Here is a 13,936-nt window from a genome sequence, read left to right as displayed (position 1 = left end):
CCGCCGAACCCACCGCCCCCGGTGGTGAAGCCGCCGCCCTCGCCGCCGGGGAATCCGCCGATGTACACGTTCCCGGAGGCGAAGCCGCCGGTCTCGCTGTCGATGTACGGCACCACGACGTACTTCTTGAGCGCCATCCGAATCGGGACCCGAGAGAGCGGAAGCGCGAGCAGGAAGCCGACCGCGTCCGTGACGAGCCCGGGCGTGAGCAGGAACGCGCCGGCGGCGATCAGCAGGCCGCCGTCGAGCAGCTCGTCGGTCGGCGGTTCGCCGCGGGCCAGTTTGCGTTGGACGCGAGCGAGCGTCGCCCGTCCCTCGGCGCGGAGGAGGAGCATCCCGAGCACGGCGGTCAACACGACCAGCGCGACCGTGACCGGCCACCCGAGCCGCGTCGCGACCACGACTAGGAACAGCGCGTCCACGAGGGGGACGACGAGCAGCAGCGCGAACAGCGTACGCGAGCGCATACCACGAGCGTTCCGGCCGGGGACTCATAGCCCTTTTCGTCCCGGCGGCGACCGAGTCGACGCCCGACGACGCTCTGGTCACCCCGATCCGCGACCGCCACGGCTATGAGCGACCGGTCCGACCCGAGCGTATGGATATCGTCGGCGCACTCGGACGCGAGCCCCCGGAGCGCGAGTCGCTGCCGCGGTGGGTCGCCCCGCTGCCGAAGGTGCTGGAGGACATCGCCTTCCGGTTCGCGTGGGTCATCGTCGCGATCAACCTCGTCGGCACCGCGTTCGGCTTCTGGTACTACCGGTTCCAGTTTCAGGAGGTGCCCGCCGAGATGTGGGCGTTCGTCCCGGACAGTCCGGGCGCGACGCTGCTCATCGCGCTCGCGCTCGCGGCGTGGGCGGTCGGCCGGTCGAGCGACACCCTCGCCACGCTCGCCTTCTTCGGAAACGTCAAGCTCGGGCTCTGGACCCCGTACGTGCTCGTCGTCTTCGCGCCGCGGTTCGTCGAGAGCTCCGGGCCGCCGCTGTACGCGTTCCTCCTCGTGAGCCACCTCGCGATGGTCGTGCAGGCGTTCGTGCTGTATCGGATCACGGACTTCCCGCCGAAGGCGGTCGCGATCGCGACCGCGTGGTACACGGTCGACCTCCTGATGGACTACTTCGTCCCCCTGACCGGCGGCGTGACCCACACCTCGCTGCCGTACCCCGACGCCACCCCGTGGTTCACGACGACCGTGCTGCAGGTCGCGGCCGCCGGCGCGGTCGCGCTCACCGTGATCCCGCTGTTCTGGACGCTCGGCACGCACGTCGAGACGCTCCGGGCCCGCTAGGGTCCTAGTCGCGACGGGCGCTGACCGCGTCCCTTCTTTAAGTACGCCGCGCCCGTCGGCTCGCCCATGAGCGCCTACGAGCGGATCGCTGAGCTGTCCGTGACGATCGAGTCGGTCGACCGACGCCGATACACCGGCGCGACCACCAGCGGGTTCGAGCGGACCACCACCGAGTTCCGGCTCTCCGGCGACGGCGTCGTCGGCCGTGGCGAGGACGTCACCTACGAGACCGAGGACCACGACGCGCTCGTCGGGACCGACCCCATCGACATCGAGGGCGAATGGACGATAGACGAGCTGTCGGCCCGCCTCGGCGACGAGGACCTGTTCGCGCACGAACCTCCCTCACGGGAGCAGTTCCGGAACTACCGGCGGTGGGCGGTCGAGAGCGCCGCCCTCGACCTGGCGCTCCGCCAGCGCGACGAGTCGCTCGGCGAGTACCTCGGTATCGACCCCGAACCGGTGCGGTTCGTCGTCTCCACCCGACTCGGAGAGCCGCCGACGACCGACCGCGTCGAGGAGCTGCTCGAACTCGACGACGAGCTGGAGTTCAAACTCGATCCGACGCCGGACTGGCCGGAGGGGGCGTTCGCGACGCTCAGAGAGACGGAGGCCGTCCGGATCCTCGACCTGAAAGGCTGGTACGAGGACACCGACGTCGACGCCGAGGCCGACCCCGAACTGTACCGCGACGTGTTCGCCGCGTTCCCGACCGCGATCGTCGAGGACCCGGCGTTCACGCCCGAGACGCGACCGCTCGTCGAACCACAGGCCGACCGGCTCTCCTTCGATTACCCGATCGACGGCGTCGAGAGCCTCGAATCGCTCCCTGTCGACCCCGGCCACTGTAACATCAAGCCCTCTCGGTTCGGTACCCTCGAATCCCTGTTCGAGACGATCGCGCACTGTCAGAACGAGGGGATAGATCTCTACAGCGGCGGCCAGTTCGAACTGGCCAGCGGACGAACCGCGATCCAGACGCTCGCCGCCCTCTTCTACCCCGACGGCCCGAACGACGCGGCCCCTCGCCCGTTTAACGACCCCGAGGCGTCGCCGCCGTACCCGAAGAGTCCGATTCGACCCGACCGCGACGCGGTCGGCTTCGAGTTCTGAGACGGTTCGCTCCGCGTACAGACACGTATCATTTATATACTGACTGCGGTGGCGTCGCCGGCGGCGCCATCGACGAGGCCGGGGGGTGCGAGGCTGCGGTTGCAGTGGGGCGGGACGCAGAGGGGCATCGCGAATCCCGCGAGCAGCGAGAGCGGGACCACGAACGTCGCAGCCCGGGCAGCGGAGCGAGCAGGAACGACGTTCGGAGGTCTTCGCGACCGGGGCTTTGGAGGTGTTCTCCGCCGAGTCGCCAGTGTCGATTTATACCTGAGCGCCCGGAACGCACCCGACCGAAATTGCGGTCTCGCCCGAGACCAGTCGTTACGAGACGAACTTCAGCAGGTCGTCGCGGTTGTGCTCGTGGAAGCGCGTCCGGAGGCACTCCTCTAACGCCTCGATGTCGCCGCCCTTCGCGCAGATCGGCGCGATCCGGTCGGACCACTGCTGCCACGGCGGGTACAGTCCGAGGCGGTCGCAGATCTCGTCGAGCCGCTCGTCGAGGTCGTCGATCTTGTCGGTCTTGTTGACGGCGACGATCGGTTCGACGCCGACGTCCTCCAGAAAACCGTACATCTCCACGTCGTGGGGGATGTTCCCGCGCTCGGCGTGGCGGTCGATGATGTCGACGGCCGCCTTCCCGTCCATCACGACGACGCCCGCCAAAATCGAGTCGGCGTTCTCCTCCAGGTAACGAACGATGTTCGTTTTGATCTGCTCGCGGTGCTCCTCTTCGACGCCGGACATGAAGCCGAACCCGGGCAGGTCGGTGAACATGAAGCTCTCGCTGGCCCAGTCGAAGTGGTTCGGCTGGCGGGTGACCCCGGGCTTGCCGCCGGTCGAGAAGTCGTGACCCGTCAGCTCTCGCATCAGCGTGGACTTGCCGACGTTCGAGCGTCCCACGAGGACGACCTCGGCGTCGCGGTCCGGCCGGTCTTCGAACATACCCGTACGTGGGCGACTGAACGGTTTAAAGGGCGTGTCGTCGCGCTCGGACCGTTCCGCCGGTGGTGCGGTCGCGTCCGCCCGCGTTCGGGGCTTACTTGTCGACGGGCGCGCTCCCTCACGCATGGACAAGCAGGCCGTCCGCGAGGCCGTCTGGGACGCGTTCGAGGCGGGCGACCAGGCGCGGTTCCCCTTCCCGCCGCACGACCGGATCCCGAACTTCGCCGGCGCGGACGCGGCGTGCGAGCGACTGACTGAGACCCCCGAGTGGGCCGCGGCCGCGACGCTCAAGTGCAACCCCGACGCGCCGCAGCTGCCGGTCAGGCGCGCCGCGCTCCGCGCCGGTAAAACGGTGTACGTCGCGCAGCCGCGACTGCGGGACCCGGATCCGTTCCTTCGGCTCGAACCCGACGAACTCGCGGGGTCTGACGACGCTACCGATCGCCCGACGGTCGACGACGCCACCACCGTCTCGGGCATCTCGACGCACGGCACCCCCGTCGCGCCCGAGGCGGTCCCTCACGTCGACCTCGTCGTGTCAGGTTCCGTCGCCGTCGCGACCGACGGCGCGCGGATCGGAAAGGGCGAGGGGTACAGCGACCTTGAGTGGGGGGTGCTCCGCGAGATCGACGCCGTCGACGACGAGACGACGGTGGCGACCACGGTCCACGAACTGTCCGTGATCGACGGGCCGGAATCGGCCGTCGGCGGTGCGGGCGACGGGGACGGAGATGCCTCGACGCCCGCGCTTCCCGAGCCCGACGCTCACGACGTACCGCTCGACCTGATCGTCACGCCGGAGCGAACGATCCGGACGGAGACGCCGTACGAGCGTCCCCCGGGAATCGACTGGGACGCGCTCGATCCGGAGCGACTGGACGCGATCCCGGTGCTCGCGGAGCGGGCACCGGAGCGAAAATAGGAGGGACTCGGCTGCTGTGGCGTCGACCGAAGGCCGCTCAGTCCGCGCGCTTCGGCGACGGGGCGGACCGCTCCGTACGGTGGTCGGCGACGTGACCGCACTCGGGGCAGACGATGGTGCGCTCGTCGCCGTCGCTGACGACGAGCCACCCGTCCGAGACGGGATTCTGGAAGCTGCACTCCGCACAGAAGAGGACCGACTTCCGGCGGGACGACCGGGGACCGCTGACGACTGCGTTCATACACATCGGTAGTATCCCGACGTATATGGGTCTTGTCCGGCCTGATCGTTCGGTATATTCCGAATTATAACTCGGAAATGGGTCGATATTCGGTTTGAAAGCTCCCGTTCGTTTCAGAAACATGAGTGAAACTGATCGCGATCTCCCACCGCCGTTCAGGACCGATCGATCCCTACCGAGCGAGCGGCATGTTGTAGCTCGTCTCCGCTTCCATCACGTGTTCCCACGTCGCCTCGCACTCGCAGGAGACCTGCTCGAAGACGCTCGGGTCCTGCCGCTTGTCGAAGTCCTTGATCGCGGTCTGAACGCGGTCGTCGCACTCGCCGCAGTTGTGCGCGCCTCGATCGGAGCCGTGTCCGACCGGATCGGAGACGACGATGGCGTCGACGTCGGCCGTCTCCGCGAGGACGTGGGCGACCGACCAGAGCCACGGCGGGCGGTAGCCCCCCTCGAAGAACAGCTCGTCGACCATCGTGTAGCGCTGGACGTTCGTCGGGTTCATCGAGACGGTGTGACACCCGTCGACGTCGGCGCAGCGGCGGATCGAGTCGATCATGTCGGCGGCCGCCTCCGGCTCCGCGAGGAAGGGCGGCTTCATCAGGAGGTACGCCTTGATCCCCACGTCCGCGTCGAACTCGCCGTCGGCGTCGGCGGCCTCGGCGCAGGCGTCCTCGAAGTCGGCGAAGTCGAAGTACTTGTTCACGCAGTCGTGGCGGACGCGGTCGGTGGCCGTCTCCAGCCCGACGGCCACGTCGGTCGCGATGCCGCGGTCGGCGAAGTCGCCGATCTTCTCCCGGCTCACGAAGTCCGGCAGCGACTCGACCACGATACGGTCCCGGTCCGCGAACGTCTCGGCGATGGCCCGGCGGGTCTCCGCGGGCACCTCGCGCTCGTCGAGGAACGAGCCCGACGTGTAGATCTTGATCAGCTCGGCCGGCGCGTCCGCCTCCTCGCGCTCGTGGTCGAGACACACCTCGATCTGGTTCATCAGGGACTCGTGGGCCACGCTCCCGCCCTCCACGGACTCGGCGACGTAGCCGCACATGGTGCAGCCGCCGGCGCGGGCCCACCGGCAGCCGCCCGTGTTCAGGATGATCGTGAGGGAGTTGACGACGCCGTCGGGCGTGTTGTCCTCGTCGATCCACACGCGGGTCGGCTGCGTCGGGTCGTACGTCTCCGAGCGCTCGGCGCGGATGTCGCGCATCACGGCGTTGTGCGCGTCCATCCCGCGCCCCTGCTCGTACGCGTCGGGGCTCGGCTTGCTCATTACCGGAGGGAGCGGCCGCGCGCGTAAAGCCGTGTCGTCATCGCGGACCTTCCCGCGCGCGGGTCGCGGCGACAGCCGCGCCGACGACCGCGCCCGCGGCGTTGACGGCGGCGTCGCCCCACGCGAACGACCGCCACGGGATCGGCGCCTGCACGAGTTCGATCCCGAACCCGAACGCCGTCGCCGCGGTCGCCGCGGTGAGGGCCGTACCGGCTCGCCGCCTCCGACTGCGCCCGGCCGTCGGTGTCGCCGCGCGGACGAGCAGGGCGGCGAGCACCGCGTAGCCGATGACGTGAAACGGGACGGTGAATCCGACGCCGGCCGGAAGCGCGTTGACGACCTCGCTGAGCACGCCGCCGGCGTGTCTCCCCGACGACGCGGTCGGCACCGGAACCACCGATCCGCCGAACACGACGACGGCGAACGCGGCCGGGACGACTCGCGGTCGCTCCGCGGCCCGCTCAGAGACCGTTTCCGGCCTGTCGGCGTCGGTTCGTCGGTCGGAACCCGTCACGCTCGCGGGTCGTCTCGCGGGAAGTTAGGGCTCACGACATCGGGCGGACGCTCGCGTCGACGAGGACCCCGCCGAAACCGCTCGCTCGCACGGGAGCCCCGGGATCGCTTCGCCGACCCCGCGATCGGGTTGCAGTCTTCGGGTCTCGTCCGTCGCTCGGCGCGCAGAATTTATATACTCCTGCCACTCGGCGCTCGGTGTTCTGTAACCGATATCGGCTACGTAGAGAGGTGAACAACTAACACGCTGTGGTCCGTCTATAATGAACGAGCATTACATGACTGAAATGGGCGGCTACAGAGACCGAGTTGCACAGGTCGACCTCGCCGAGGGAGCGGTCGAGTACCGCGGGATCGACGACGAAGACGCGAAAAAATACATCGGCGCGCGCGGGCTCGGCGTCAAGTACGTCTTCGACGCCGGTCCCGACGTCGATCCGATGGGGCCGGACAACCGGCTCGCGTTCATGACGGGCCCCCTCACGGGGACGCAGACCGTGATGAGCGGTCGCATCGCTCTGGTGACCAAGTCCCCGCTGACGGGGACGGTCACCGACTCCCACCACGGCGGCTGGTCCGGCGCGCGGCTCAAGTGGGCCGGGCTCGACGGCATCCTGCTCGACGGCGAGAGCGACGACCCCGTCTACCTGCTCGTCGAGGACGGCGAGGTCGAGGTACGCGACGCCTCCCACCTCTGGGGCCAGGGCGTCCACGACACGATCGACGACATCGGCGAGGAGGTCGAGGGGTCGGTCGGTAAGAACCTCTCCGTGATGGCGATCGGACAGGGCGGCGAGAACGGCGTGCGCTACGCCTGCGTCATCAACGAGGACGACCGCGCGTCCGGCCGCGGCGGCACGGGCGCCGTGATGGGCACGAAAAACGTGAAGGCCGTCGTCGTGAAGGGCGGCACCGACATGCCCAAGCCCGCCGACTCGGAGACGTTCCAGGAGGGCTACCAGCAGGCGATGGAGGTCATCCGGGAGTCGGAGGTCACCGCGCCCAACGAGGGTGGACTCTCGATGTACGGCACCAACGTCCTGATGAACGCGACCGAGGAGATGGACGGCCTCCCGACGAAGAACGCACAGCACACCTCGACGGAGGCGTACAGCGAGGCCGACGGCATCGATGTCCAGGCTGAGCGGGTCTCCGGGGAGAACGTCCGCGAAAATATCCTCGTCGACGAGCCGACGTGCCACTCCTGTCCGGTCGCCTGTAAGAAGGAGGTCGAGGTTGACGTCACCCACAAGGGCGAGGACCTGAACGTCCGAATGGAGTCGTACGAGTACGAGTCCGCCTGGGCGCTCGGTCCGAACTCCGGTCACGACGACCGCGACGAGATCGCCGTCATGCTGGACCGGTGTAACGAGCTCGGCATCGACACCATCGAGACCGGGAACATGATGGCGATGGCGATGGAGATGAGCGATGAGGGGAAGCTCGACGGCGTCGGCCACCTCGACTGGGGCGACTCCGAGACGATGATCGACCTCATCGACGAGATCGGCCACCGCTCCTCTGACCTCGGCGACCTCCTCGCGGAGGGCCCCGAGCGCGTCGCCGACGCGAAGGAGGCGCACGGAAACAAGCTCTCGGTCAAGGGCCAGACGATGGCCGCATACGACCCGCGCTGCATGAAGGGCATGGGAATCGCGTACGCGACCTCCAACCGCGGCGCCTGCCACCTGCGCGGCTACACGCCGGCCGCCGAGATCCTCGGGATCCCGGAGAAGGTCGACCCGTACGAGTGGGAGGGCAAAGGCGAGCTCACCGCCACCTTCCAGGACCTGCACGCGGTGTCGGACTCGTTCGACATCTGCAAGTTCAGCGCCTTCGCCGAGGGGATCGAGGAGTACGTGCTCCAGTACAACGGCATGACCGGCCGCGACGTCTCCGAGGACGAGCTGTTCGAGGCGGGCGAGCGGGTGTACAACCTCGAACGGTACTTCAACAACCTCGCCGGCTTCGACGGCGCGGACGACACGCTGCCGAACCGCTTCATCGACGGGCACCCGGACGCCATCCCCGGCACGGGCGCCAGCGAGGGCGAGCTCTGCGAGCTCGACGAGATGAAGGCGGAGTACTACGAGACCCGCGATTGGGTCGACGGCGTCGTCCCCGACGAGAAGCTCGCTGACCTCGGTATCGACATCGGCCCCGGAACCGGCGTCTCCGCCGGCGACTCCGCGGCTCCGGCCGACGACTGAAGGGGTCGCCTACCGGCGGCCGCCCGCCGACCGATTCCGCGCCCATTTTTATCTCACACGCCGGTAGCGGTACGCATGACGCACGACCCGCTTTCCCCCTCGGAGGCCCTCCGCACCCGCGTCGGGACCGCCCTCGCAACCGTGAGTCTCCTGACGTTCGTCTACTCGCTCCTGATCGTCGGACAGATACTGATCGGCGTCGTCCTCGTTCTCGCGCTCTCGGTCGGCCCGTATCTCTCGTACCGCCTGTTCGCCGCGCTGGACGCGGTCGCGGACGGCGCCCAACGCATCGCCGACGCTCGGGAACGCGAAGTCGAGCGGGGGTCTCGGCTCGATTCCGTCACCGGCCCTGAACGGTCGTCCGCGGACCGGGTCACGGAGCGGGAACGCGACCGGTAGCCCGGCGCCCGGGCCGCGGCGCCTCACTTAAGCCGTGGGCCGTCCATTCCGCCCAGCATGAACGCCCGTCTCGTCGCGGCGGTCGGCGTCGCGCTCACGACGTTCCTCGCCGTCGCCGCTGCTCTCATCGAGGCGCTCGCCGCCCGGATCGCGTTCTCGGCGCTCGTCGGGCTCCCGATCGGGCTCACCGCCGGCATCGTCGCGGGCGCGGCCGTCTGGGCACGCCTCTGGCGCTCACCGGGGGCGCGGCCGGCCCTGCTCGGGATCGCCGCGTTCGGGTACGCGATCCTCGTCGCCGCCGCGGTCTCGTACGCCGCGCCGCCCGCTCGCGGGCTCGTGAGCGTCGCGACCGCGGTCCCGTTCGGCGCGGTCTGCGCGGTCGCGGTCGCTCTCCTCGCACGCCGATACCCGAACCGGATCGATTGAAACGCGCCCGGCGACGTCGGGCTCTCGCGTTCGCGTCCTCACGCGAACACGACGAACCGGAACAGCCACAGCGTCGTCATCCCGACCGCGATCGTCGCGAATATGTTCTCCGTCCGCCACGCGACCGCGCCGGCGACGGCGCCCGCGATCAGGCGCTCGTCCAGGAGGGTCGCGGTGAGGGAGGGGCGCAGCGTCAGTAGGTCGGGGAGAACGAGCGCGGCGAGCACCGCCGGTGGGACGTAGCGCAGGGGACGCGTTATCCGTGCGGGCACCTCGTCGATCCGACCGAACAGGTGGATGAAGGAGAGTCGGAACCCGTACGTCGCGACCCCGATGAGGACGATGGCGAGCCAGACGCGCGGGGAGCCCGCGGCCGAAGGCGCACCCGTCACTCGCCGAGCACCTCCGCCGCGAGGCCGGCGACGATTCCCGTACTCGCCCCGACGAGCAAGCCGAGGTTCAGAGGGAGGCCGGCGGCGACGACCGCGACTGCGCCGCCCGAGACGCCCGCCGCGATCGACGGCCGGTCCTTCATCGCGGGGACGAGAAGCGCGAGGAAGACGAGCGGTACCGCGAAGGTGAGCCCCCACGCGTCGGGGACGCCGGCGCCGACCACGACGCCGACGACCGTTCCGATCTGCCAGACGACCCATAGCGACGCCCCCGCGCCGAGGTAGTAGCGCCAGCGGCTCCGGTCGGAATTCCGGTCGAACTCCGCGACCGAGAGCGCGTACGCTTGGTCGGTGAGGACGTACGCGAGGCCAGCGCGGAGCCGGCGGCCGTAGTCCGCGAAGTACGGCGCGATGGAGGCCGAGTACATCACCATCCGGACGTTGATCACGACCGCCGTGCCGACGACGACCGCGAGCGGGGCGTTCGATCCGAGCAGGTCCAGCGCGGCGAGCTGGGAGGCGCCGGCGAACACGATCACCGACATCCCGACCGCCTCCGCGAGCCCGAGGCCGGCGTCGACCGCGGCGATGCCGGCGACGAGCGAGAACGGGACGATGCCGAGCATCAGCGGCGACACGTCGCGCACGCCGGCCCAGAGGTCGCCGTCGAGGAGGGTGTCGCTCACGGCTATCGCTCCCGCGGGTACACCGGCTCGTCGTACTTGGCGGCGAGGTGCTCCGCGTGCTCCAGCTTCGCGTTCGCCTTGCGGAACGTCCCGAGCAGCGAGTGGATCTCTCGTTCGGTCGGGTGCGCGCGACCGAGCAGCCGGCGCATCAGCAGCGCGTTCTTCTCGCGGACGTGCTCGCGCTGGCCGGTCGCCGCGAGGAACTCGCCGAAGAACTCGTGGAAGCGCTCCAGATCGGGCTCGGGGGCTCGCGTGACCGCCGTGTCCGGAAGCTGCGTCTCGTCGACGGTGAGATCGCGGAGCTCGTATAAGAGCACGGTCGCGGCCTGACCGAGGTTCAACACGGGGTAATCGTCGTCGGCGGGGATCGAGCACACCTCGTCGAGCCGCGAGAGCTCCTCGTTGTTGAGGCCGCGTCCCTCTCGACCGAACACGATCGCGGTCGGCGCGTCGACGGTCTTCAGCGACTCCCGGAGCTCGGCTGGGGTCTTGAACGGGAACCGCTCGTGACTCCGGTCGTCCTCGCCGGTGATTGCGGTAGTGCCGACGGTGTGGTAGTTCGCCACGACTTCGTCGAACGTCACCTCCTCGGCGTTCGGAAGCACGTCCTCGCGGGCGTGGCCGGCGAACCCGTACGCCTCGCCGTCCTCCTTCAGCTCCGGCGGATCGACCAGCTTGAGCTCGGCGAGCCCGAAGTTCTTCATCGCCCGGGCGATAGTGCCGACGTTTCCGGGCGTCTCCGGCTCGACGACGACGACGACCGGCTTGCGGCGGGTCGACCGGTCGGTGTCGTCGCCATCGGGGGTCGCGTCGGGACCCTCGGTCGTCCGCGGGTCGCCGTCGGCGACCGTGTCGCTGTCCACGTCCGCCTCCTCGTCCGCGCCGCTCATCGGTTCGACGGATAGTCGGTCGAGAGGTCGACGTCCGCGAACTCGTCCTCGCTCAGGTCGTCTCCGTCGTCCCCTTCCTTCCCCGCGAGTTCGATGATGTCGATCCGGTCGCCCTCGAAGTCCTGCTCGACGCGCTCTTGGATCTCCTGTTGGTCCGGCAGGTCCGGGAGCCCGTCGGGATCCTCCTCGACGTGCTCGACCGAGCCGTACCCCTCCGGGGCCTCGTTGCCGGCCGCGACCCACTCGTGGAAGCGGTCGCCGAACTCCACGCTGCCGGCGTGGTCGCTCCCGCCCGCCTCGCGGTACCAGTAGACCAGGTCGGGCTCGTGTTCGGGGCAGCACAGCACCTCGCCCTCGGGCTCCCCGTAGACGATCTCGGCCTGGTTACAGCGGTGGACTTCGCTCTCGCCGTGTTCGAGGTAACAGACGTCGCACGGCTCCTCGACGAGACCCACGAGCCTGAACAGCCGCTCCCGGGGCCCCTCAGGGATCTCGTCGAGCGGCTTGAGTTCGCCGTCGTCGGTGAAGATCTCCTCCTCGTCGAACCGCCATCCGCGGAGGCCGACGCTCACTTTCGCCATGCGCGGCGCTACACGCGGCGCGGATAAAAGCGCGTCCTTCCCGGGGCGAGCGGGTCTCGTCGGCCTCCGGGCGCTCGTACCGCCGGAGTCCGGGTGAGCCGCTCCGGCGGCCGTCGTCCCCTTCGTGGGGCATATACGCGAGCGACTCGTCCGCCCGCTAATGCGACGCCGAGAACTGGTAGCCGCGATCGGCGCCGGCTCGGTCGGTGCCCTCGCGGGCTGTGTCGGTGCCGGCCCGCCCGCGAGCGAGGGCCAAGAGGAGGCCGCCGGTGACGACACGCCTCCGGGCGAGGAGTGGCCGTCAGGCGCCTACGCCGACTACGAGACGACCGTCGTCGAAGTCAGAACCTCCGACGGCGATCCCCTCGGCAGGGTGACGGCGGCGATCGCGGACACGGGGGAGAAACGATACACCGGCCTCAGCGACGCGGGATCGCTCCCCGAGGACGCCGGGATGCTGTTCGTCTTCCCCGCTGAGCGGGAGGGCCTCACGTTCGTCATGCGCGAGATGGAGTTCGGGATCGACATCGTCTACGCCGACCCTGACGGGACGGTCGTCGAGATCCATAACGCGCCGAAGCCGGGACCGAACGAGGACGGGAACGATCAAGCGTACCCCGGGTCGGGGCAGTACGTGCTGGAACTCCCGTACAAGTGGACCGACCGCAACGGCGTCGCGGTCGGGGACGCGCTGGCCTTCGAGCTGTGACCCCGTTCAGCGAGCCCTGTCGGTGGCCCTCGGGTCGGGGGCGTTCAGCTCCGTCGATCCGACGCTCACCGCGAGCACGACGCTCATGACCGCGAAGAGTGCCAAGAGCGCGACGGCGAACCCGACCACGCCGACCGTGACGAGGAGTTGACTCCCGAGCAGCTCGCCCCCTATCGTCGTGACGAGGGCGGCTACCGCGAGTCCGAGCAGTCGGTCTTCCGCTTTCGTGTTCATACATCGAGAACGTGCCGGACGGCATTAACGCGTGCCCGACGGCTGCCGTCATGTCTCACACCCACACGTGCCCCCTCACACTCACACGTGCCCCCGCTCGCTTGCGACCCGTTGTCACCCCTCACTCGCCCCGTTTATGTCTCTCGCGCCCGTGGTGATCGTATGCGAAATGTGGACGCCGCAGGGCTCGGGATCGGCGACGATCACCCGCCCCGGATCATGGGTGTGCTCAACGTCTCCGCGGAGTCGCCGTACGACCCGAGCGTGTACGACGACCCGGGCGAGGCGGCCGGGTACGTCGACGAGGAGCTTATCGGCGAGGGCGCCGACATCGTCGACGTCGGCCTCGAATCGGCCAACAAGGACCTCGACGTGCTCTCGGCCGAGCAGGAGCTGGATCGGCTCGACACGGCGATCGAGACGCTCGAATCGACCTCCGGCGACGCCGTCTGGTCGATCGAGACCCGGTATCACGAGGTCGCCGACGAGGCGCTCTCGCGCGGCTTCGATATGGTCAACGACATCTGCGGGTTCGCCGACCCCGAGATGCCCCGCGTCTGCCGCGAGCACGACGCCGCCGTCTCGAAGATGGCCTCGCCGCCGGACTTGGATCGGCCGGGCGCCATCGAGGACGTCGACTGGGCGGCCCGAAGCGCCGCCAGTCCAGAGCGTAGCCGCAGCTACGCGGACGACATCTACGAGGCGCTCTCGATGAACGGGTTCACCGACAAGACGATCCTCGACCCCGCCTTCGGCGGTTGGTCCGAGGCGAAGACCCACGCCGACGACCGCGAGACGCTCCGCCGGCTCCGCGAGTTCCGCGGGTACGGCCGACCGCTGCTCGTCTCGATCAACCGCAAGAGCTTCCTCAAGACGATCGCCGGGCGGACCACCGAGGAGGCGCTCCCCGTCTCGCTGGCGGCCACGTCGATGGCGGTCGAGCGCGGCGCCCACGTGATCCGGACACACGACGTCGCCGAGACGCGCGACGCGGCGCTCGTCGGCGCCGAATTCGCCAGCGACCGCGTTCGATCGGGCCGCGATCCGGGCGACGTCGCCGTCGAGGAACTCGACGTGACGACCGCGCGCGAGGCCGAGCGCCATCTCGCTCGGCTCGACGCCG

The 13,936-nt window shown here is 69.2% G+C and carries 18 protein-coding genes; 8 read left to right on the top strand and 10 right to left on the bottom strand.

All coding sequences use genetic code 11. From position 1 onward, the window contains the following. Positions 1 to 467 (bottom strand): FxsA family protein (locus tag OQF71_RS10555; RefSeq protein WP_280587591.1); only part of this gene is annotated, 467 nt, incomplete at its 3' end. A gap of 131 nt (positions 468 to 598) precedes the next feature. On the opposite strand from OQF71_RS10555, the gene OQF71_RS10550 reads away from it, so the two are divergent. Together OQF71_RS10550 and OQF71_RS10545 are read left to right on the top strand one after the other, a co-directional pair. Further along, positions 599 to 1,288, top strand: a complete 690-nt coding sequence (locus OQF71_RS10550) for a DUF1405 domain-containing protein (protein WP_280587590.1) — start codon at positions 599 to 601, stop codon at positions 1,286 to 1,288. A 66-nt stretch (positions 1,289 to 1,354) separates the two neighbouring features. After that, positions 1,355 to 2,401 carry a hypothetical protein gene (locus OQF71_RS10545; RefSeq protein ID WP_280587589.1) on the top strand — a complete coding sequence of 349 codons (1,047 nt, stop codon included), beginning with the start codon at positions 1,355 to 1,357 and terminating at the stop codon, positions 2,399 to 2,401. 321 nt (positions 2,402 to 2,722) lie between these two features. On the opposite strand, the gene engB is transcribed toward OQF71_RS10545, so the two are convergent. Then, positions 2,723 to 3,343, bottom strand: coding sequence for a GTP-binding protein EngB (gene engB / locus OQF71_RS10540; RefSeq protein ID WP_280587588.1), 621 nt, complete (start codon positions 3,341 to 3,343; stop codon positions 2,723 to 2,725). 124 nt (positions 3,344 to 3,467) lie between these two features. Here engB and OQF71_RS10535 point away from each other — a divergent pair, with 124 nt between their 5' ends. Further along, complete coding sequence (locus tag OQF71_RS10535; RefSeq protein WP_280587587.1) at positions 3,468 to 4,265, top strand: 5-formyltetrahydrofolate cyclo-ligase; 798 nt, start codon at positions 3,468 to 3,470, stop codon at positions 4,263 to 4,265. 37 nt (positions 4,266 to 4,302) lie between these two features. Here OQF71_RS10535 and OQF71_RS10530 read toward each other — a convergent pair whose 3' ends face one another. From OQF71_RS10530 to OQF71_RS10520, 3 genes are all read right to left on the bottom strand, one after another. After that, the gene (locus OQF71_RS10530; RefSeq protein WP_280587586.1) at positions 4,303 to 4,506 is read right to left on the bottom strand and encodes a hypothetical protein; all 204 of its coding nucleotides are present in this window, start codon (positions 4,504 to 4,506) and stop codon (positions 4,303 to 4,305) included. Between the two features lie 172 nt (positions 4,507 to 4,678). Then, positions 4,679 to 5,773: an archaeosine biosynthesis radical SAM protein RaSEA gene (locus tag OQF71_RS10525; protein WP_280587585.1), complete on the bottom strand. Its 1,095-nt coding sequence runs from the start codon at positions 5,771 to 5,773 to the stop codon at positions 4,679 to 4,681. Positions 5,774 to 5,810: 37 nt separating this feature from the next. Continuing rightward, positions 5,811 to 6,287: a hypothetical protein gene (locus tag OQF71_RS10520; RefSeq protein ID WP_280587584.1), complete on the bottom strand. Its 477-nt coding sequence runs from the start codon at positions 6,285 to 6,287 to the stop codon at positions 5,811 to 5,813. A 277-nt stretch (positions 6,288 to 6,564) separates the two neighbouring features. Here OQF71_RS10520 and OQF71_RS10515 point away from each other — a divergent pair, with 277 nt between their 5' ends. The 3 genes from OQF71_RS10515 to OQF71_RS10505 all read left to right on the top strand — a co-directional run bounded on the left by OQF71_RS10515 (position 6,565) and on the right by OQF71_RS10505 (position 9,321). After that, positions 6,565 to 8,496: an aldehyde ferredoxin oxidoreductase family protein gene (locus OQF71_RS10515; protein WP_280587592.1), complete on the top strand. Its 1,932-nt coding sequence runs from the start codon at positions 6,565 to 6,567 to the stop codon at positions 8,494 to 8,496. Between the two features lie 75 nt (positions 8,497 to 8,571). Then, positions 8,572 to 8,895, top strand: a complete 324-nt coding sequence (locus OQF71_RS10510) for a hypothetical protein (protein WP_280587583.1) — start codon at positions 8,572 to 8,574, stop codon at positions 8,893 to 8,895. Between the two features lie 57 nt (positions 8,896 to 8,952). After that, complete coding sequence (locus OQF71_RS10505) at positions 8,953 to 9,321, top strand: hypothetical protein (RefSeq protein ID WP_280587581.1); 369 nt, start codon at positions 8,953 to 8,955, stop codon at positions 9,319 to 9,321. Positions 9,322 to 9,359: 38 nt separating this feature from the next. Here the strand turns inward: OQF71_RS10505 and OQF71_RS10500 are convergent, their stop codons facing one another. From OQF71_RS10500 to OQF71_RS10485, 4 genes are read right to left on the bottom strand one after another with little or no spacing between them, the layout of a single operon-like run. Further along, the gene (locus OQF71_RS10500; protein ID WP_280587580.1) at positions 9,360 to 9,713 is read right to left on the bottom strand and encodes an AzlD domain-containing protein; all 354 of its coding nucleotides are present in this window, start codon (positions 9,711 to 9,713) and stop codon (positions 9,360 to 9,362) included. Beyond that, on the bottom strand, positions 9,710 to 10,399 hold the full coding sequence (locus tag OQF71_RS10495; RefSeq protein WP_280587579.1) for an AzlC family ABC transporter permease: 690 nt from the start codon (positions 10,397 to 10,399) through the stop codon (positions 9,710 to 9,712). Before OQF71_RS10495 ends, OQF71_RS10500 begins: the two co-directional genes overlap by 4 nt. 2 nt (positions 10,400 to 10,401) lie before the next feature. Further along, positions 10,402 to 11,289 (bottom strand): TrmJ/YjtD family RNA methyltransferase, encoded by an 888-nt coding sequence (locus tag OQF71_RS10490; RefSeq protein WP_280587578.1) that lies wholly within the window; start codon positions 11,287 to 11,289, stop codon positions 10,402 to 10,404. Next, the gene (locus OQF71_RS10485; protein WP_280587577.1) at positions 11,286 to 11,870 is read right to left on the bottom strand and encodes a hypothetical protein; all 585 of its coding nucleotides are present in this window, start codon (positions 11,868 to 11,870) and stop codon (positions 11,286 to 11,288) included. The genes OQF71_RS10490 and OQF71_RS10485 overlap by 4 nt, the downstream gene beginning before the upstream one ends. 160 nt (positions 11,871 to 12,030) lie before the next feature. Between OQF71_RS10485 and OQF71_RS10480 the strand changes: the two genes are divergently transcribed. Then, complete coding sequence (locus tag OQF71_RS10480) at positions 12,031 to 12,579, top strand: DUF192 domain-containing protein (protein ID WP_280587576.1); 549 nt, start codon at positions 12,031 to 12,033, stop codon at positions 12,577 to 12,579. A gap of 6 nt (positions 12,580 to 12,585) precedes the next feature. Here the strand turns inward: OQF71_RS10480 and OQF71_RS10475 are convergent, their stop codons facing one another. After that, complete coding sequence (locus tag OQF71_RS10475) at positions 12,586 to 12,813, bottom strand: hypothetical protein (RefSeq protein ID WP_280587573.1); 228 nt, start codon at positions 12,811 to 12,813, stop codon at positions 12,586 to 12,588. A 162-nt stretch (positions 12,814 to 12,975) separates the two neighbouring features. Here OQF71_RS10475 and folP point away from each other — a divergent pair. Then, the coding region (gene folP, locus OQF71_RS10470) for a dihydropteroate synthase (protein WP_280587571.1) at positions 12,976 to 13,936 on the top strand (961 nt) is incomplete at its 3' end.

Source organism: Halorubrum sp. Boch-26 (assembly GCF_029889805.1).
In the GTDB taxonomy this organism is placed as follows: Archaea; Halobacteriota; Halobacteria; order Halobacteriales; family Haloferacaceae; genus Halorubrum.
This window is presented reverse-complemented; position numbering and strand designations above follow the sequence as displayed.